The following is a 17,888-nucleotide window of genomic DNA, read 5'->3' on the forward strand; positions in this document are numbered from 1 at the left end:
GAACGCGAGCAGAATTAGCCTTGCGCGGCCGTCCGGCACCATCGGGCACCGTTACCACCGACCGGCAGGACCTGTCCGGCGAGGCGGCCCACCGGCCGGCTCCCGGGGACAAGGGGAGACGCTTCGATGCCCAACCACACCGACCCGCTGGCCGAGCTGCTCGCAGCCGGCGCGGCCACCGTGGAGCGGCCGAGCCTCGGTGCCGGCTACCGGGGATACGACACGCCGAGGCCCAAGGGCGGGACCGTGGATCTGCGCATCGTGCTGAACTGGCGGCACGCCGGGAAGATCACAGTGGACGGCCTGGGGCGGCTCGCCTTCCCGGTGCTGCCGGACCGGCCCGGTCTGTACCGCTTCACCTGGGTCGACGCGATCTGCGGGCACCGCACGTTCGTCGGCGAGACCGGCAACCTGTGGCGGCGGCTGATCGCCTACCGGCACCCGGGCCCGGCGTCGATCACCGATCAGTACGTCAGCGACCTGCTGCTGACCCACCTGAACGCGGGCGGCACCGCCGACGTGGCCATCGCCATGTACGGCGCGCTACACGTCGGCGGTGCCGAACGGGAGCTGGACCTCGCTTCCGTGGCGTCCCGGGAGTTGGCCGCCAATGCCGCGCTCATGCAGTGCGCGGTCACCGGCGACACCGACATCGTCAGCTAGCTCAGTTCGACGGCGGCTCGTCCTTACCGGCCTCCTCCAGCGCGTCCGCCTCCTCCTTGGTGGCGTGCACCGCGCCGTCCGCGTGCTCCGGCGGGCCGTAGACCGTGTAGAGCACGAGCGGGTTCGGCCCCTCGTTGGTGAAGTTGTGCTTCGCGCCGGCCGGGACGATGACCATGTCGCCCTGGCTGACCTTGCGCGTCTGGCCGCTGACCTTGGCCTGGCCGACACCGCTGACGAAGGTGAGGATCTGGTCCACCTCGTGGACCTCCTCACCGATCTCGCCGCCGGCCGGGATCGTCATGATCACGACCTGGGTGTGCTTGCCGGTCCAGAGGACGCGACGGAAATCCGAGTACTGCTCCGCGACGGTGGCGATCGTGTAGTGCTCCATGCTGTCAGTTCTACCCCCGCCGTCGCCTCGCCACTCGGGTCTTTCTACGTGGTCTTCAACGCCCATCGGCCCGGCTGCGCGAGCCCGTCGGCCGGCGGCGTCACCCGGTCGTGGCGGCGGGCCCGGAAGAGCAGCAGGGACAGCCCGGCCGCGCCGAGCGCGAGCGCGCCCGCGACGTACCAGGCCAGGTCGTACTCGCCGAGCCGGTCCCGGACCAGGCCGGCCCCGGTCGCCGCGATCGCGGCACCGACCTGGTGCGACGCGAAGACCCAGCCGAACACGACCGCGCCGTCCGCGCCGAAGTAGGTGCGGCACAGCGCCACGGTCGGCGGCACGGTCGCCACCCAGTCCAGGCCGTAGAACAGGATGAAGACCAGCATGCTCGGGCCGCTGTCCGCCGCGAACAGCGTGGGCAGCACCAGCAGGGACAGGCCGCGCAGCGCGTAGTAGGCGCCGAGCAGGATCCGGCTGTCGAACCGGTCGGTCAGCCAGCCGGACGCGATCGTGCCGACGATGTCGAAGACGCCGATCAGCGCGAGCAGGCCCGCGGCGGTGGTCTCCGCCATGCCGTGGTCGTGCGCGGCCGGGATGAAGTGCGTGCCGACCAGCCCGTTCGTGGTCGCGCCGCAGATCGCGAAGCCACCGGCCAGCAACCAGAACGCACGGGTACGCGAGGCGGCGCCGAACGCGCGCACCGCCCGTACCGCCGCGTTGCCCTGGGGTCTCTGCTCGTCGATCTCGCCGCCGTAGGCGGTGGTGCCCAGGTCGCGCGGGTGATCCCGGAGGAAGAACCAGATCAGCGGCACGACCAGCAGCGCGGCCACGGTGACGGTGAGCGACGCGGTCCGCCAGCCGCTGTCCCGGACCAGCACGGCCAGGAGTGGCAGGAAGATCAGTTGCCCGGCCGCGCCGCCCGCGGTCAGCACGCCGGTGACCAGGCCGCGTCGCCGCACGAACCAGCGCCCGGTCACGGTCGCCACGAAGGACAGCGCCATCGAGCCGCTGCCGAGGCCGACCAGCACGCCCCAGCAGAGCAGCAGCTGCCAGCTCTCGGTCATGAACACGGTGAGCCCGCTGCCGGCCGCGACCAGCAGCAGCGCGACCGCGGCGACCCGGCGGATGCCGAACCGGTCCATCAGCGCGGCCGCGAACGGCGCGGTCAGGCCGTAGAGCAGCAGGTTGACGCTGACGGCCGCGGAGATCACGGCGAGCGGCCAGCCGAACTCGGCGTGCAGCGGATGCAGCATCACGCCGGGCGTGGCGCGGAAACCGGCCGCGCCGACCAGCGCCACGAACGCGACGGCCGCGACGAACCAGGCGGGGTGAATTCGAGGAGAGCGCACGAGAAACGAGTCTCTTCACAGATGACCGTTCGAGCCAGTGGCCCGCAGGCCATCGTGCGCAAGAATTGGGCCATGACCGATCGCCACGTCGTCGCCGTGCTCGCGCTGCCCGGTGTGGTGCCGTTCGACCTCGGTACGGCCGTGCAGCTGTTCCGGTCCGCGCGCGACGCGGCCGGTCACCGGCTCTATCGCACCCGTGTGTGCACGCCGGACGGCCGCGCGGTCCCGACCGGCGCCGGCATCACGATCGCGCCGGAGGACGGCGCCACCCTGGAACTGCTGGCCGAGGCGGACACGGTCGTGGTGCCGGGCGTCGACTCCGGGCCACCGGTCGAGGACGGCACGCTGGACCGCGCGGTCGTCGCCGCGCTGCGGGCCGCGCACGCGCGCGGCGCCCGGATCGTGTCCATCTGCACCGCGTCGATGGTGCTCGCCGCGGCCGGCCTGCTCGACGGCCGCCCGGCCACCACGCACTGGTGGTGGGTGGACACGTTCCGGCGGCTCTACCCCCGCGCCCGGCTGAACCCGGACGTGCTGTTCGTCGACGACGGCTCCGTGCTCACCTCGGCCGGTGTCGCCGCCGGGATCGACCTGTGCCTGCACATCATCCGCACCGACCACGGCAGCGAGGTGGCGAACCGGGCCGCCCGCCGCTGCGTGGTGCCGTCCTGGCGGGAGGGCGGCCAGGCGCAGTTCATCGAGCGGCCGGTCCCGGCCTCACCGGCCGGCGCCGACACGGCCGCGACCCGGGCGTGGGCGCTGGAGCGGCTGGACGCGCCGCTGTCGCTATCGGAGCTGGCCGGGCACGCGCGGATGAGCGTGCGCACGTTCACCCGCCGCTTCCGCGCCGAGACCGGCGTCAGCCCGAACCGCTGGCTGCTGCAACGCCGCCTGGACCTGGCCCGCCAGCTGCTGGAGAGCACGTCGCTGAACGTGGACCAGATCGCCCGGCGCTGTGGCCTCGGCACCGCGGCGTCACTGCGCCAGCACCTGCACACCGCGATCGGGGTGGCGCCGAGCGCGTACCGGCGGTCGTTCAGCGCGGTCGCGCGCCACTGACCGTGAGGCGGATGCCGTAGAGCGACGTGGTCGCCGTGAGGTAGAGGTGGTTGCGCTTCGGGCCGCCGAACGTGAGGTTGGAGACGGTCTCCGGCACGTGCAGCTTGCCGATCAGGGTGCCGTCCGGGTCGAAGCAGTGCACGCCGTCCGAGGCCGCGGCCCAGACCCGGCCGGCCTCGTCCAGGCGCAGCCCGTCGAAGCTGCCGGTGTCGCAGACGCCGAAGACCACGCCGCCGGTCAGCGTGCCCTGGTCGGTGACCTCGAACCGGCGGATGTGCCGCCGCGCGGTGTCCACGATGTAGAGCAGCGACTCGTCGGCGGAGAACGCCAGCCCGTTCGGCCGGTCGAAGTCGCCCGCGACCAGCCGCACCTCTCCGGTGGCCGGATCGGCGCGGTAGACGTTGCAGGCGCCGATCTCGCTCTCCGCCCGGTGCCCCTCGTAGTCGCTGTCGATGCCGTAGCTCGGGTCGGTGAACCAGATCGCGCCGCCGGAGTGCTCCACCAGGTCGTTCGGGCTGTTCAGGCGCGCGCCGCCGAACCGGTCCGCGATCACGGTACGGCTGCCGTCGTGCTCGGTCCGGGTGACGCGGCGGTTGCCGTGCTCGCAGCTGACCAGGCGGCCGGCCCGGTCCATGAGGTGGCCGTTGGCGTACCCGGCCGGTTCGCGGAACACGCCCACCACGCCGGTCGTCTCGTCGTACCGCAGGATCCGGTCGTTCGGGATGTCGCTGAACACCAGGTAGCGGCCGGCCGGGAAGTACGCCGGCCCCTCGGTCCAGCGGCAGCCGGTGTGCAGCCGCTGCATCCACCGATCACCACGGATCTCCCTGAACCGCTCGTCCAGCACCTCGAAGCGCGCGTTCACCAGCTCGGTCATCCCGACAGGCTAAACCGGCGCGCGGGACGTAGCCTGTAGCGCGTGGTGGAGCGGGCGGAAGCGCGGCAGGTGCTGGCCGCGGGACGCCGGCTGCGGGACGCCGCCGAGCGGGTCGCGGACGGCGATCGGCACATCCGGGGCGAGGCGCGCGACGCCTACCTGCGGGAACGCGACCAGTTGCTGGCACGCCACCTGGAGACGCTGCCGGTCTCGGCGCTGCGTGACGCGGCCGGTGCGAAGGTCCGGATCGCGCCGCTGGAGAAGGCCGGGCTGACCACGATCGGCGCGGTCCGCTCCCGGTCCGAGGCCGAGTTGGCGCAGGTGCCCGGCCTGAGCCCGGCGGGCGCACGACAGCTGAAGGCCGTGGCCGAGCAGGTGGCGGAGGCGGCGGCCCGATCGCTGGCCGTCCGGGTCAACTTTGACACCAAGGACCGGGCCGCGACCGCGCTGCTCACCGCGGTGCACCGGGTACTGCGGGCCGAGCCCGCGGTCGGCCCGGCACGCGGACCGGCCCGGCGCCTGGTCGACGAGCTGGAGTCCGCGCTGCGCTCCGCGTCCGTCGCGGGCAGCCTGCTGCGGATGCTGTTCGCCGGCCGGACCCGCCGCGAGCGTGCCGGTGCCGCGGTCGACCAGCTGCGCCGGCTGGTCGAGGACGCGGAGCGGGAGAAGCTGCCCGCGAAACTGGCCAGGGCCGAACGGGCGATCCGGGAGCGGCCGGCGACGCCGCGCACGGTCTGGAAGGACTTCGAGAAGCGGTCCGCGGAGTACTACACCGCGTTCGGCGATCTCGGCGCCGAGCAGCCGGACGTGGACTCGTCGCAGGGCTTCCTGCCGACCGACATCACCGGCCGGGTGCGCCGCCAGGAGCTGGACGACACGTTCCGGACCGTGACGCTGCGCGGCTACCAGTCGTTCGGCGCCCGGTTCGCGCTGGCCCAGGGCCGGGTGATCATCGGCGACGAGATGGGCCTCGGCAAGACCGTCCAGTCGATCTCCGCGATGGCGCACCTGCGGGCCCGCGGCGAGACCCACTTCCTGGTGGTCTGCCCGGCCAGCGTGATGGTCAACTGGACGCGCGAGGTCGCCGACCGCAGCAAGCTCACCGCATACCTGCTGCACGGCGGCCAGCGCGGCGCGAACCTGCGCACCTGGACGGAGGACGGCGGCGTCGCGGTCGCCACCGTCGACTCGCTGCACACGCTCGACGTGCCCGCGCAGACCCGGGTCGCGCTGATGGTGGTGGACGAGGCGCACTACGTGAAGAACCCGGACACCCGCCGGTCCAAGGCGGTGCGGGAATGGACAGACCGGGTGCCCCGGGTGATCTTCCTGTCCGGCACGCCGATGGAGAACAAGCTGGACGAGTTCCGCAACCTGATCGGCTACCTGCAACCGCGCGTGGCCGACGGGCTCGACCTCGCCGGGACGGTGGCCGGGCCGGTCGCGTTCCGGCAGGCGGTCGCCCCGGTCTACCTGCGCCGCAACCAGGAGGACGTGCTCAGGGAACTGCCCGATCTGGTGCGCGCCGAGGAGTGGTCGGAGTTCAACCGGGCCGAGTTCTCCGCGTACCGGGAGGCGGTCGCGGCCGGGAACTTCATGGCGATGCGGCAGGTCGCGTTCACCGCGGACCCGGGTGGCTCCGGCAAGCTGCACCGCCTCAGAGAACTGGTGATCGAGGCCCGGGAGAACGGCCGCAAGGTCGTCGTCTTCTCCAATTTCCGGTCCGTGCTGACCGAGGTCATCGAGCTGCTCGGCCCGGGCACGTTCGGGCCGCTGACCGGTTCCACGCCGGTCGAGGAACGGCAGAAACTGGTGGACGCGTTCAGCGCGGTCCCCGGCCACTCCGTGTTGATCAGCCAGATCCAGGCCGGCGGCGTCGGCCTGAACATCCAGGCCGCGTCCGTGGTCATCCTCTGCGAGCCGCAGATCAAGCCGACCATCGAGGACCAGGCCGTGGCCCGCGCACACCGGATGGGCCAGGTCCGCTCCGTCCAGGTGCACCGGCTGCTCACCGCTGACGGCCCGGACCAGCGCATCCTGGAGATCCTGCAGCAGAAACGCCAGCTGTTCGACGACTACGCCCGGCACAGCGAGGTGGCCCGCTCCTCCCCCGACGCGGTCGACGTCGACCTGGCCAAGGCCGTCATCGCCGAGGAACAACGCCGTCTCGCGGTCTGACCGAAACCGAATTCCGACTTCCCGCTTCCGGCGTGGTGCGGCCCGCATGCTCCCGCGGGCAAACCCCGCCGTGCGGCAAGACTCCGCTGGCAGTAAGTATTGGCGGGGAACCCCCGCGGTCACCGGCCTGCCGCGCCATCCGCGACGCGACGCGGCCCCCGGCGTGGCGCGGCATCGCGGCGGAACCACATGTCATGACTTCCGGACGCGGAGTGCCGTGCCGTTCCGCACCACTCACGACAGGATTCGCCCGGCCGCCGTCAGGCCGGGATGCCGCGCATCGCGAGCGTGCGCAGGCGACGGGACATCCGGGCCAGAGGCGGGCGGGTACGCGGGTCGAGGTCGAGCGCCGGGAGCAGGATGTCGTCGAGGTACGCCGTGTCCGGCCGGAGCATGCCCGGCGGGACCGGTGGCGTGCCCGGCGGCAGGCCGGTGACCGCCTCGTAGATCAGTGCGGCCAGGTCACGCACGTCCGTGGCCCGTCCGGGCCCGTGGCCGGGCACCGCTGCGAACGCGGCCTGCCCGAGGTCGCGCGGCACGATCCGGCCGTCCACGGTGTACAGCAGCGCGTCCGCGCACAGTGCGCGATGCGCGAAACCACGGGTGTGCAACGCGTCCAGCACCGTGCAGAGCGCGGGCAGGCCGCGCCAGAGCAGGTCGAGAACGTGCCACGGGTACGGCGGGCCGCCGAGCACCTCGGGCAGTGCCCGGGCCTCCGGCAGCGCCACGACCAGCGTCACGCTGCCTGGGCCGGGCACGGTGTCGATCAGGCGCGGCAGGCCGGGCAGCACCCACAACCGTGCCATCAGCAGGCCCTGCGCGGTCACGTCGTCGAGTGCGCGCCGGGCGGCCGGATCGGGCCGGAACGCGTGCGCCTGCACCAGCCGGACGTCACGCGCAACCGGTGTCAACTGCCGCGCGCGGGCGCGGCGCAGCTCGTACCCCGGCCCGGCCCGGTCGAGGACCGGGTCCTGGAGCAGGAACGCGGCGTCGCCGAGCCGGATCTTCGCACCGGCCCGCCAGCCACCGAACGGGCCGGCGATCTCGGTTCCCATGGCAGCCGACCCTAGCGGCGGCCCGGTCCACGATGGGGGTGGCCGGGCCGTTCGTACCCTTTGGTGAGTTGTTTCAGGCCAGGTCTGTGCGGGCCGGTTCGGCGCCGGTGAGGAAATGCTGCGCGACCTCGCGCCGGCGTTTGTCCAGCGGCATGCTCGCGGTGTACGCCCGGGCGTCCCGCCAGAACCGGTCGAAGCCCTGCTGCGCCGTGGCGGGCCAGTCGCTGGTCGTCTCGTACAGCCCGAACGTGACCTCGGTGGCCAGATCGGCCGCGAGGATCGGCAGCCGGGAGACGCGCGCGGCCAGCTCGGCCCGCTCCGGCCAGGTCAGCGTGGGCCGCGCGGCGGCGTCGCCGATCTGCTCGGCGATGCGGTTCGCCAGCTCACCGGCCGCGTCCAGCGCGGCCAGCCAGGTGCCGTACCCGGCGAGCGCGCGGGCGCCGGGTGGGGCGGCACCGGGAGCGCCGCCGCGGCAGTAGCGCATGGCGCCCTCCGCGATGCCGAGGCAGAGGTGGCCGGAGACGGCCTGCACCGCGAGCCCGAGCAGCGAGGAGCGCGGAGTAGCGGTGTCCGGGTCGAGCGAGCAGACCACGTGCTCGGACGGGATCCAGACCCGGTCGTACCGCACGTTCACGCCGTCCGGCCGGGGCACGCCGCTCTCCGGCTCGGGCGTGAACGACACGCCCTTGCTCTCCCGGGGCACGCCGACCAGCAGTGGTTCCGCGGTGCCGGTGTCCGCGGCCGCGACCACGGTCATGTCCGCCGCGGCGACGCCGATCGGCGCGAGCCGGGTGCCGGAGAGCCGGTAGCCGTCACCGTCCGCGGTGAGCTCGAGCGGCGCGGCGCCGGGCACCACCACGTCGCTCCACAGCCACTGGCGCTCCGCGGACGGCCGGCCGAGCAGCGACTGCACGCGCGGGCCGCCGGCCAGCCAGATCGAGGCGTTGCTGACGTAGTGGTCGCCGAGCAGATAGCCGATCCGGCCGTCCGCGCGGGCCAGCACGCGCACGGCCGCCAGCGCGGTCCGCCAGGTGAGTCCGGCGCCGCCGTGCGCGGCCGGGGTGAGCAGCGTGAGCAGGCCGTGCTGGCGGAGCAGCTCGGCCTCGGCCACCGGCGGCGCCGGGTCACGGCCGTCGGTGCGGCGGGCGTGGCCGTCGATCAGCTCGGCGACCCGCTCGGCGCGGGTGACCCAGCGGTGGTGCTCGGCCTGCCGTTGCTCGGGGGTCGGCGGACGTCCAGCTTTCACCGCGCCAAATTAGACGATTGGCGCCGCTTTCGGGGGGACACGACGGGGTTTTTCCACCCGGTACCGGATCGGCCGTTCGGACGAACCCGATCGCGCGTGCGCGTGACCGATACGCTGCCGTGCGTGACCTGGCTTCCCGGCAGCCGGCGGCGTCCGGCACTGTTCCGCCGAGTGCCCTGGGGCCGGGCGGACCCACCGCGGGCGCCGCTGTCCATTGCGGACGAGGCGGCGTACCCGGCACTCACCGCCGAACTGACGCTGCTGCGCGCGGAGCTGGTCCCGGCGCTGTTGCGCGCGCAGCGGGACGCGGAGCGGCACCAGCGGCGGCACCGCCGGCAGCAGGTGCTGCTGCCGGCGCTCTCGGTGCTGACCGCGGTGGGTGGCGCGGCGCAGGCGGCGTGGGCGTCCTCGCCGTGGCCGGGTGTGGTGACCGGCCTGGCCGGTGCCGGTGCGACCGTGTTCACCGGGTACGCGATGCGCCGCCGGTCGCTGCGGGACTTCCAGCACTGCCGGCGCCGAGCCGAGGCGCTGCGCACGATCTACTTCCGGTTCCTGACCGGCACGCCGGCCGGCGAGACGGAGCTGATCTCGGCGATCGCGCGGGCCCGGTCCGGCACGGCGGAGACCGGCCGTGGGTGACCGGGACGAGCAGGTGCTGCGGGCCTACCTGCGGCACCGGTACGCGGACCAGTTCGCCTACTACGAGAGCCGCGCGGACGAGTATGCGTCCGCGCACGGCCAGGCGCTGATCGTGAGCACGCTGCTGCTGTTCGCGGCCGGGGTGTGCGGCGCGCTCGGCGCGGCGGACGCCTGGTCGTTCCGCTCCGGCTGGGGCGTGCTGGCCGTGGCGTGCGCCGGCCTGGCCACGTTCGTCACCGGGTACGACACGCTGCTGGGCTACGAGCCGATCGGTGAGCTCTACCGGGACACCGCGGACCGGCTGTACGCGCTGCGCGTGCTGGAGCCGGACCCGTCCACCGCCGGCCCGGCGGACATCGCGGCGTACGTGGCCGAGGTGGAGGCGGTGCTGGCCCAGGAGCACGCCCGATGGGAGGAGTTGACCGACGACCCGCCGGACAAGCGCTGACGCACGGAGGGGCGCCCGCGATCGTCGCGGGCGCCCCTCTCCCCCTTGGCGCGGTGTGCGAGCTGTGAAGGATCAGCCGGCCGTGTAGAAGCGGTACTCGGCGCGGTACGCGACGCCGAGCCGGGCGCCCTCGGTGCAGGCGCCGGCCGGCGCGGCGCCGCCGCTGGTGGCGAGCCGGTGGATGAACGTGACCTTGCTGAAGACGCCGTTGGAGCCGGCCGCCGGCGTGGCCTTGAGCAGCAGCTGCGCGATCGAGCCGGTGACCGGGGAGGTGGCCTGCACGGTGGCGGTGACCAGCGAACCGTCGTCGATCGACTCCCAGGTCGGGGCCTTGAAGTGGATGGCGGTGACCGGGCGGTTGTTCACCCGGCCGGTGAGCGTGGCGGCCGGCTCGGTGAACACCCAGGCGCCGGCGGTGCAGGTGTAGACCTGCTGGCCGCGGGCCTGCATGGTGCCGATCAGGCGGTTGCCGGCCGGAACCGCGATCTCCTGCGGGATGCGCGGGCCACCGCCGCCGCGCGACTCCGCCGAGACGTCCGCGGCCGCGACCTCGGTGGTGCCGGGGGCCTGCTCCGCCGCGTTGGCGGTGGCGAGCGTGCCGCCGATCAGCGCGCCGGCGACGGCGACCGCGCTGCCGATCTTGAGCATCCGAGACTTGGTCTTGTTCACGTGTCCTCCAAAGGACCGGTTCCGGGTCAGCGCGACGCACCCGCCCTGTCGCCCCGTGGTGCGCCGCCGCCACCGAACACGGAGCGGGGACGGCCGGCGGTTCAGTGCGAAGCGAAATTCGTCAAAGAAATTTTGAGCGTGAACCATTTTCATGTCCGGTTCTGTGCGTCGCATTGCGCCATTCACGGAAAGCTTCAGGCGAACCATTCATCGGTACGCCGACACATCTGCGCGCGCATTTGACGCAGCGTGCACGACGGAGCACATCCTGGTCACCATGTCCGGAAAATGGCCAAAAAGGGTCCGGACAGCCAGCGAAAAGTGTCTGCTGTGAGTAACGGACATCGCGGCACCAGGGGCGGAAACCGACGGCTGGCGACGGGACAACGGACCGATTCGTCAGTCGTCGCATCACGCCGCCGAACGAACGGGTGCGCGCGACACACCGACCGAGAGGTGACACACTCTTGCGCACATTCGTTCGCCGGACCGCGTTCGTCGTACTCGCCCCGGCCGCCGCGTTCGGCATGACGCTCGCCGCGCCAGCGGCCTCCGCGTCCGCGGCACCCCGGACGTCAACGCTCGAATCCCAGGTGGTGTCCCTGACCAACAAGGCCCGGGTCCGGGCCGGCTGCGAGCGGCTGGTGATCAGCCGCACGCTGACCAAGGCCGCGGAACGGCACAGCGCGGACATGGTGCGCAACCGCTTCTTCAGCCACACCGGCGCGAACGGGAGCAGGTTCACCGAGCGCACCAGGCGAGCCGGGTTCACCCGGCGGCCGATGGGCGAGAACATCGCCTGGGGCTACCGCGACGCGCACGGCGTGATGCGCGGCTGGCTGAACAGCCCGGGCCACCGCCGGAACATGCTGAACTGCGAGTCCACCATGATCGGCGTAGGCGCGGTCCGCAACGCGGACGGCGTCCTCTACTGGACGCAGGAGTTCGGCAACTAGAGCCTCTAGGCGGAGACCGCGCCGACCGTGGCGTCGACCCCCGGGAGGCGCAGCACGAAGCTGGCACCGGACGGCTGGTGCGGGCGGTACGTCACGTCGCCGCTGTTCGCGACCGCGAGCTGGCGCACGATGTAGAGGCCCAGCCCGGTGCCCTTCTTGGTCGGGGCCACGCCGCTCTTCGCGCGTGCGAACCGGTCGAACAGGTGCGGCACGAAGTCCTCCGGCACGCCCTCGCCCGAGTCGCTGATCTCGATCTCCACGCCGTCCGCGGTGGACAGCGCGCGGATCAGCATCGGCGGCTCGCCGTACTTGAGCCCGTTGCTGATCAGGTTGACCAGCATCTGGTGCAGCTGGCGCGGGTCGGCGAAGACGCGCAGCCGGTCGTCCACGGTGACCGTGACACCGGCCCGCTGTTGCACCGGCAGGTGGGCCAGCGACTCCGCGATCGCGTCCGCCAGCCGCAGCGGCGCCGGGTGCGCGAACAGCGTGTCCGCGTCGACCTGGGTGAGCGTGAGGATCTCCTCGACGTACCCGCTCATGCTCGCGGCCGTGGCCGCGATCCGGTCGACGTCGCGGCGCTTGGCCCGGTCGTCGGTGTCGTCCCACATGTCGGTGAGCAGTTCGCAGTACCCGGCGATGGTGGCGATCGGCTGCCGCACGTCGTGCGTGAGCATCGCGACCATGTCGGCCACCCGCTGGTTCGCGGCCTGCAGCTCCGCGTTCGCCGACTGCAGCTCACGGGCGCGCGCGGCCAGTTCCTCCCGGTACGCCCGCTGCTCCTCCTGCCGCCGGGCCCGCTCCGAGATGTCCAGCAGCTGCGTGCTGAAGTGCAGCGGCTCGCCGAGCTCGTCGCGGATGATCGTGCTGGTCACCTCGACCGGCACGGAACGCCCGGACGTGTGCCGCAGCCGGACCGTGGCGGTGAAGCCCGGGATGTCACCGGCGAGCGCGCGGGCGGCGAGCGCGGACAGCCCCGCCGCCTCGTCCGGGTGCAGGATCTCCGCCCACCCGCCCGGCGGCGGGATCTCCGGTGGGTGCCCGAGCAGCGCGCCGAACGCGCGGTTGACCCGCTCGATCTCGCCGTCCGTCCGGGTGACCACCATGCCGAGCATGGAGTTGTCGAACAGGCCCCGGAACTCCGCCTCGCTGGCGCGCAGCGCGGCGCGGTTCCGGCCGGCCCGGGCCGCGGTGAGCGCCGCGACCAGGCCCAGCACGCCGAGACCGGCCCCGATCGACTGCACCGCGACGTTCGCGCCGACGACCGGGCCGTAGAGCCCGTTCACCGGCACCGTGGCGACGATCCGGCCGGCGGCTCCCGGAACCGGCTGCGCGTCGAAGTACCGCTCGGTGGCCGCCGAGCCGTAGTGGCCGGAGTCCGCACCGGCCAGCGCCGCGGCGATCAGCGGGTCCTGGCCGGCCAACGGCAATGGCCAGGCTGGCAGGCCGTTACTGCTGGCGATCAGCCGGTCGTCACCGTCGAGCAGGTAGACCTGGGCGCCGTCGATCGCGATCGCGTGCGCCAGATACCGGCCGAGCTGATTCGAGGGCCCATCACCGGCGGTCAGCTCGGAGACCGCGCGGGCGGTGATCCGCACCCGTTCGCCGAAGCGGTCCTGCATCGCGCGCTCACCACGCCCCTCGACCCAGAACACACCCCACGTGCCGATCGCGCACAGCACGGCCCAGACGGCCAGCGGCAGCGCGAGATACCGCCAGTCGGTGCGAACGATTCGGCCCAGCACGCGCGCCGTACCCCCTCAGGCTTTGTCAGAACGCGAGTTCCGCCGCGGCGATCCGATGCAGATCGATGTGCGGCATCATGCGCCCCTGCTCCTCGGTGCCGATCTTGACGAGTGGGCTGTTGCTCAGCGACAGCCCGCTGTACTCGTTCTCCCCACCGGACTCCTCCCAGACCGAGTCCTCGATGGCGTGCAGCGCCGGGACCACGAAGCCGACCGCGCTGGTGCCGCCGCCGTCCTGCTCCACGGCCACGAGCAGCACCCGCGACGTCACCGGATCGATCTCCTGCCAGTGGCCGAGCAGCGTGGGCAGGCAGAGCAGCGGCACCGAGGTGCGCCGATGCGTGAAGACGCCCTTGATCGCGCCGCCCGAGTCCAGCGGGATGATCTCCTCCGGGTACGGCAGGATCTCCCCGATCTGGGACAGCAGCGTCGCCACCTCCACCCCCACGCTGTAGGTGAGGAACTTCCGCACGCTCTGCACCACGCGCCGGCCCTCGTGGGTGCGCTGCGCACCGACGCGCGGCGCCTCGGCCGGTGGGCCCCCGGCGGTCTGCGCGGTGGCGGCCGCGGCCTTGCGCGGGTCGAGCGGCAGGCCGAGCGCGGCGAGCGCGTCCAGCTCCGCGTCCCGGCGCATGGCGGCGCCGTCGACCATCACGTACTGCCGCCCGCCCTCGTACTGCAGCACGCCGGAGAGGAACTCGGACTTCGGCATGCCGAGCGGCGGCAGCGGCAGGACGTCCGCGTTCGGCACGGACGCGATGTGCGCGACATCGTTGACGGTGAGCACGATCAGGCCGCGGGGCAGCGCGAGCACGACGCCGCGCAGTGGGCCGTCGTCGGCCATGCCGCCGAGGCCGAGCAGCCCGAGCGGATCGACCGCCGGCACCGCGTGGCCGTGCAGGTGCACCACGCCGCGGCAAGCCGGGCCGTCCAGCGGGGACGGGCGCACGGTCAGCGTGGGGATCACCGAGTGGACGTCGTTCACTTCCATGGCCAGGCCGATCTCGCCACAGGTGATCAGCATGACGGTACGCCGGGACGCGTCCGCGACCACGCCCTCCGCCTCGACCGGCACGCCGCGCGGCCCGGTGTCCCGGACGACCGGCATGCCGGGCAGCGCCGCGATCGCCTCCGCGTCCAGCAGCGACACCACCGCGTCGTCGTCCGGGCGCTCGAAGCTGTGCGAGAACAGCGACGGCAGGTCACCGCCGACCGTCATCCGCATCAGCGCGTCACCGGCGACCCGGCTGACGCCCTCGATCTCGTCCGCGATCAGCCCGAAGACCCGGCCCTCCTGGGCGACGATCACGATGACCTGGTCCCCGCTGGTCTCCTCGAGGCCCTGCAACTGCCGCATGTCCAGCACCGGGATGACCAGGTGCCGCAGGTTGACCGCGCCGACCAGGCCGGGCGCGCGGGCCGGCAGCGGGCTGAACGCGGGCGGGCACGGGATGACCTCGCGCAGCTCGGTGAGCGGCAGCGCGACCCGGATCCGGTCGATCCGGAAGACGCCGAAGAGCGTGTCGGCGCTGGCGTGCAGGCCGACGAAGTCCGACTGGGCGTCGAACATCGCGGTGGTCACGACGCCTTCCCGGTCTGATCGAGTTGCTGCTCCGCCATGCTGGTCTCGTCGCCGGGCTGGGTCAGCTCGTTGATCAGCCTGGTGACCGTGACGGACGCGGACTGCTGCTTCTGCGTGGAGTCCGCGATCCGCCGGATCGACTCGCCGGTGGAGGCGACGCTCTTCAGGATGTCGGCGAACGCGGCCTGCGCACGGTGCGAGACCTGCGAGCCCTGACCGACCCGGGCGGCCGACTCGTGGATCAGATTGCTGATCTCGCGGGCCGCGTCGGACGAGCGCTCCGCGAGCTTGCGGACCTCACCGGCGACGACGGAGAAGCCGACGCCGTGCTCGCCGGCGCGCGCGGCCTCGATCGAGGCGTTGAACGCGAGCAGGTTCGTCTGGCTGGCGATCTCGCTGATCACCTTGACGATCGCGGCGATCTGGTCGGACGACTTCTCGATCAGGTCGATCGCCTCGATGGACTTGCGCAGCTCCTCGAAGCCCTGCTCAGCGTTGCTCTGCGTCTCACCGGCCAGGCCGCTGGCCTGCTGCGCGTTGATGACGATCTCGTCGATCGAGTCGGCCAGCGCCTTGATCGAGGCGGCCATGTCCCGGGTCTTCGTGGTCAGCCGCTGTTCCAGCTCGACCTGCTCGGTGATGTCGTGCGCGTACTTGACCACCTTGATCGGCTCGCCACGCATGTCGAAGATCGGGTTGTAGCTGGCCTGGATCCAGACGTTACGGCCGTACTTGCCGACCCGGTGGAAGCGGCCGGACAGGTACTCGCCCTTGCGCAGCCGCAGCCAGAAGTCGCGGTACTCGCCGGACGTGATGTAGTCGCTGTCGCAGAGCATGCTGTGGTGCTGGCCGACCAGTTCGCGCAGCGAGTAGCCGAGCGCGCGCTGGAAGTTCTCGTTCGCGGAGAGGATGTTGCCCTCGAGGTCGAACTCGATCACGGCCTGCGCGCGGTTGATCGCCCGGTCCTTGCCGACGAACTCCGCGTTCTGGATCTTCGCGTCCGTCACGTCCACCGCGTACTTGACGATCTTGTACGGCCGGCCGTCCAGGTTGAAGATCGGGTTGTAGGTGGCCTGGATGTAGACGTCCCGGCCGCCCTTGGTGCGGCGGCGGTACTCGCCCGCGTCGAAGTCGCCGCGGGACAGCTTCTCCCAGAACGCGGCGTACTCGGAGGACTTCGCCTCGGCCTCGTCGACGAACATCCGGTGGTGCTTGCCGCGCACCTCCTCCAGCGAGTAGCCGAGCAGGTCCAGGAAGTTCTGGTTGGCGCTCAGCACCCGGCCCTGCAGGTCGAACTCGATCACGGCCTGAGCCCGCCCGATCGCGTTCACCTTGCCCTCGAACTCGACGTTGCGGGTCTTCTGCTCGGTGACGTCGGTGGCGTACTTGACCACCTTGAACGGGTGCCCGGACAGGTCGAAGATCGGGTTGTAGCTGGCCTGCAGCCACACCTCCTTGCCGCCCTTGCCGACCCGCTTGTACTCGCCGGACTCGAACTCGCCGCGGCCGAGCCGCTGCCAGAACTCCCGGTACTCCGCGCTGGCCGAGGTGGCCGCGTCCGCGAACATCCGGTGGTGCTTGCCGACGATCTCCGACTCGGCGTAGCCCATCGTCTCCTGGAACAGCTGGTTGGCCCGCAGGATGTTGCCCTTGAGGTCGAACTCGATCACCGCCTGGGAGCGGTCGATCGCGTTCACCTTGCCCTCGAACTCCGCGTTGCGGATCTTCTGGTCGGTGACGTCGAGCGCGTACTTGACCACCTTCATCGGGCGGCCGTTCAGGTCGAAGATCGGGTTGTACGTGGCCTGCAGCCACACCTCCTTACCACCCTTGCCGACCCGCTTGTACTCGCCGGACTCGAACTCGCCCCGGGCCAGCGCCTGCCAGAAGTTCCGGTATCCGGCGCTACGCCCCTCCTCCTCGTCGACGAACATCTTGTGATGCTGGCCGACCACCTCGGACAGCTCGTAGCCGACCGTGTTGAGGAAGTTCTGGTTCGCGTCCAGGATCACGCCGGAGAGGTCGAACTCGATCACGGCCTGGGCCCGGGAGATCGCCTTGACCTTGCCCTCGAACTCCGCGGTGCGCAGCTTCTGCTCGGTCACGTCGAGCGCGTACTTGACCACCTTGAACGGCCGGCCGTCCAGATCGAAGATCGGGTTGTAGGTCGCCCGGATCCAGATCTCCCGGCCGCCCTTGCCGACGCGCTTGTACTCGCCGGACTCGAACTCACCGGCGCGCAGCCGGTCCCAGAACTTCTCGTACTCCGGCCCCTCCCCGAACGCCGGGTCGCAGAGCACCTTGTGCTGCTTGCCGACCAGTTCACCGAGCGAGTACCCGGTGAGGCTCAGGAAGTTCTCGTTCGCGTGCAGGATGCTGCCGGTCAGGTCGAACTCGATCACGGCCTGCGCCCGGTCGATCGCGGCGTACTTGCCCTTCAGCTCGCCGATCTGCCGCCGGTCCTCGGTGATGTCGTACGCGGTGACCAGCACCGTGTCGGACAGCTTCGCCTCGGCCGGTGCGGCCGCGGACGCGGCACCGGCCGCGGACGCGCTGGTCGCGGTGGCCGCCTCCTTCGCCGCGGCGGCGGCGGCCGCGGCCGTGGTCGCCTTCGCGGGTGCCGGCTTCGCCGGTGCGGCCTTCGCCGTCGCCTCCACCGGGCCGCAGTTCAGTCGCAGCCAGCGCTGCCGGCCGTTGCCGTCGGAGATCGAGGTGACCTGCTCGATGAACTCGCCCCGCGCGGCCGACTCCAGCATCCGGTCGACCAGCGGGCCGGGCATCTTCCAGAGATGTTCGAGCTTGATCCCGACCACCTTGTTGATCGGCATGTCCGCGATGTCCAGCACCCGCTGGTTGACCGCCAGGATCGAACCGGACTTGGCGTGCAGCGTCAGGACCAGGCGCTCCTGCAGCAGCAGGCGCAGCGCCGCGCCCTCGAGCATGGCGCCGCTCTCCGCGTTGATCAGCGAACCGGAATCAGCCACTGTGTTGCTCCCCTTCGGCGCGGCCCCCGCCCTTGCTTCCAGTCACCTGATCGGCA

The 17,888-nt window shown here is 72.0% G+C and carries 15 protein-coding genes; 6 read left to right on the forward strand and 9 right to left on the reverse strand.

The genetic code is table 11. The features are described 5' to 3' along the window. The first annotated feature begins 126 nt into the window (after positions 1-126). The gene (locus tag J2S42_RS16290; protein ID WP_307240070.1) at positions 127-663 is read left to right on the forward strand and encodes a hypothetical protein; all 537 of its coding nucleotides are present in this window, start codon (positions 127-129) and stop codon (positions 661-663) included. A gap of 1 nt (position 664) precedes the next feature. Here the strand turns inward: J2S42_RS16290 and J2S42_RS16295 are convergent, their stop codons facing one another. Both J2S42_RS16295 and J2S42_RS16300 read right to left on the reverse strand, forming a co-directional pair. Further along, a complete protein-coding gene (locus J2S42_RS16295; RefSeq protein WP_307240072.1) occupies positions 665-1,054 on the reverse strand; it encodes a cupin domain-containing protein in 390 nt (129 codons plus the stop codon). A 44-nt stretch (positions 1,055-1,098) separates the two neighbouring features. Further along, positions 1,099-2,397: an MFS transporter gene (locus J2S42_RS16300; protein WP_307240074.1), complete on the reverse strand. Its 1,299-nt coding sequence runs from the start codon at positions 2,395-2,397 to the stop codon at positions 1,099-1,101. Positions 2,398-2,469: 72 nt separating this feature from the next. On the opposite strand from J2S42_RS16300, the gene J2S42_RS16305 reads away from it, so the two are divergent. Then, complete coding sequence (locus tag J2S42_RS16305) at positions 2,470-3,456, forward strand: GlxA family transcriptional regulator (protein ID WP_307240076.1); 987 nt, start codon at positions 2,470-2,472, stop codon at positions 3,454-3,456. Here the strand turns inward: J2S42_RS16305 and J2S42_RS16310 are convergent. Next, complete coding sequence (locus J2S42_RS16310) at positions 3,434-4,333, reverse strand: SMP-30/gluconolactonase/LRE family protein (protein WP_307240078.1); 900 nt, start codon at positions 4,331-4,333, stop codon at positions 3,434-3,436. The two genes, J2S42_RS16305 and J2S42_RS16310, sit on opposite strands and share 23 nt — an antisense overlap. A 42-nt stretch (positions 4,334-4,375) precedes the next feature. On the opposite strand from J2S42_RS16310, the gene J2S42_RS16315 reads away from it, so the two are divergent. Beyond that, the gene (locus J2S42_RS16315; RefSeq protein WP_307240080.1) at positions 4,376-6,511 is read left to right on the forward strand and encodes a DEAD/DEAH box helicase; all 2,136 of its coding nucleotides are present in this window, start codon (positions 4,376-4,378) and stop codon (positions 6,509-6,511) included. A gap of 260 nt (positions 6,512-6,771) precedes the next feature. Here J2S42_RS16315 and J2S42_RS16320 read toward each other — a convergent pair whose 3' ends face one another. Both J2S42_RS16320 and J2S42_RS16325 read right to left on the reverse strand, forming a co-directional pair. After that, complete coding sequence (locus J2S42_RS16320; protein ID WP_307240082.1) at positions 6,772-7,566, reverse strand: hypothetical protein; 795 nt, start codon at positions 7,564-7,566, stop codon at positions 6,772-6,774. 73 nt (positions 7,567-7,639) lie between these two features. Further along, positions 7,640-8,812 carry an acyl-CoA dehydrogenase family protein gene (locus J2S42_RS16325; protein WP_307240084.1) on the reverse strand — a complete coding sequence of 391 codons (1,173 nt, stop codon included), beginning with the start codon at positions 8,810-8,812 and terminating at the stop codon, positions 7,640-7,642. 123 nt (positions 8,813-8,935) lie between these two features. On the opposite strand from J2S42_RS16325, the gene J2S42_RS16330 reads away from it, so the two are divergent. Together J2S42_RS16330 and J2S42_RS16335 are read left to right on the forward strand one after the other, a co-directional pair. Then, positions 8,936-9,451 carry a DUF4231 domain-containing protein gene (locus J2S42_RS16330; RefSeq protein WP_307240086.1) on the forward strand — a complete coding sequence of 172 codons (516 nt, stop codon included), beginning with the start codon at positions 8,936-8,938 and terminating at the stop codon, positions 9,449-9,451. After that, complete coding sequence (locus tag J2S42_RS16335) at positions 9,444-9,899, forward strand: SLATT domain-containing protein (protein WP_307240089.1); 456 nt, start codon at positions 9,444-9,446, stop codon at positions 9,897-9,899. Before J2S42_RS16330 ends, J2S42_RS16335 begins: the two co-directional genes overlap by 8 nt. A 72-nt stretch (positions 9,900-9,971) precedes the next feature. On the opposite strand, the gene J2S42_RS16340 is transcribed toward J2S42_RS16335, so the two are convergent. Next, positions 9,972-10,568, reverse strand: a complete 597-nt coding sequence (locus J2S42_RS16340) for a DUF3455 domain-containing protein (protein ID WP_307240091.1) — start codon at positions 10,566-10,568, stop codon at positions 9,972-9,974. A 467-nt stretch (positions 10,569-11,035) separates the two neighbouring features. Between J2S42_RS16340 and J2S42_RS16345 the strand changes: the two genes are divergently transcribed. Further along, positions 11,036-11,524 (forward strand): CAP domain-containing protein, encoded by a 489-nt coding sequence (locus J2S42_RS16345; protein WP_307240093.1) that lies wholly within the window; start codon positions 11,036-11,038, stop codon positions 11,522-11,524. Positions 11,525-11,529: 5 nt separating this feature from the next. Here J2S42_RS16345 and J2S42_RS16350 read toward each other — a convergent pair whose 3' ends face one another. From J2S42_RS16350 to J2S42_RS16360, 3 genes are read right to left on the reverse strand one after another with little or no spacing between them, the layout of a single operon-like run. Continuing rightward, positions 11,530-13,266 (reverse strand): sensor histidine kinase, encoded by a 1,737-nt coding sequence (locus tag J2S42_RS16350; protein WP_307240095.1) that lies wholly within the window; start codon positions 13,264-13,266, stop codon positions 11,530-11,532. Between the two features lie 25 nt (positions 13,267-13,291). After that, the gene (locus J2S42_RS16355) at positions 13,292-14,848 is read right to left on the reverse strand and encodes a chemotaxis protein CheW (RefSeq protein ID WP_307240097.1); all 1,557 of its coding nucleotides are present in this window, start codon (positions 14,846-14,848) and stop codon (positions 13,292-13,294) included. Beyond that, positions 14,845-17,832, reverse strand: coding sequence for a methyl-accepting chemotaxis protein (locus J2S42_RS16360; protein ID WP_307240098.1), 2,988 nt, complete (start codon positions 17,830-17,832; stop codon positions 14,845-14,847). The genes J2S42_RS16355 and J2S42_RS16360 overlap by 4 nt, the downstream gene beginning before the upstream one ends. Between the last annotated feature and the right edge of the window lie 56 nt (positions 17,833-17,888).

It is taken from the genome of Catenuloplanes indicus, from assembly GCF_030813715.1.
In the GTDB taxonomy this organism is placed as follows: domain Bacteria; phylum Actinomycetota; class Actinomycetes; order Mycobacteriales; family Micromonosporaceae; genus Catenuloplanes; species Catenuloplanes indicus.

Coding starts and splice junctions, on each gene's coding strand:
- J2S42_RS16290 (WP_307240070.1), top strand. CDS start 127: ATGCCCAACCACACCGACCCGCTGGCCGAGCTGCTCGCAGCCGGCGCG.
- J2S42_RS16295 (WP_307240072.1), bottom strand. CDS start 1,054: ATGGAGCACTACACGATCGCCACCGTCGCGGAGCAGTACTCGGATTTC.
- J2S42_RS16305 (WP_307240076.1), top strand. CDS start 2,470: ATGACCGATCGCCACGTCGTCGCCGTGCTCGCGCTGCCCGGTGTGGTG.
- J2S42_RS16310 (WP_307240078.1), bottom strand. CDS start 4,333: ATGACCGAGCTGGTGAACGCGCGCTTCGAGGTGCTGGACGAGCGGTTC.
- J2S42_RS16320 (WP_307240082.1), bottom strand. CDS start 7,566: ATGGGAACCGAGATCGCCGGCCCGTTCGGTGGCTGGCGGGCCGGTGCG.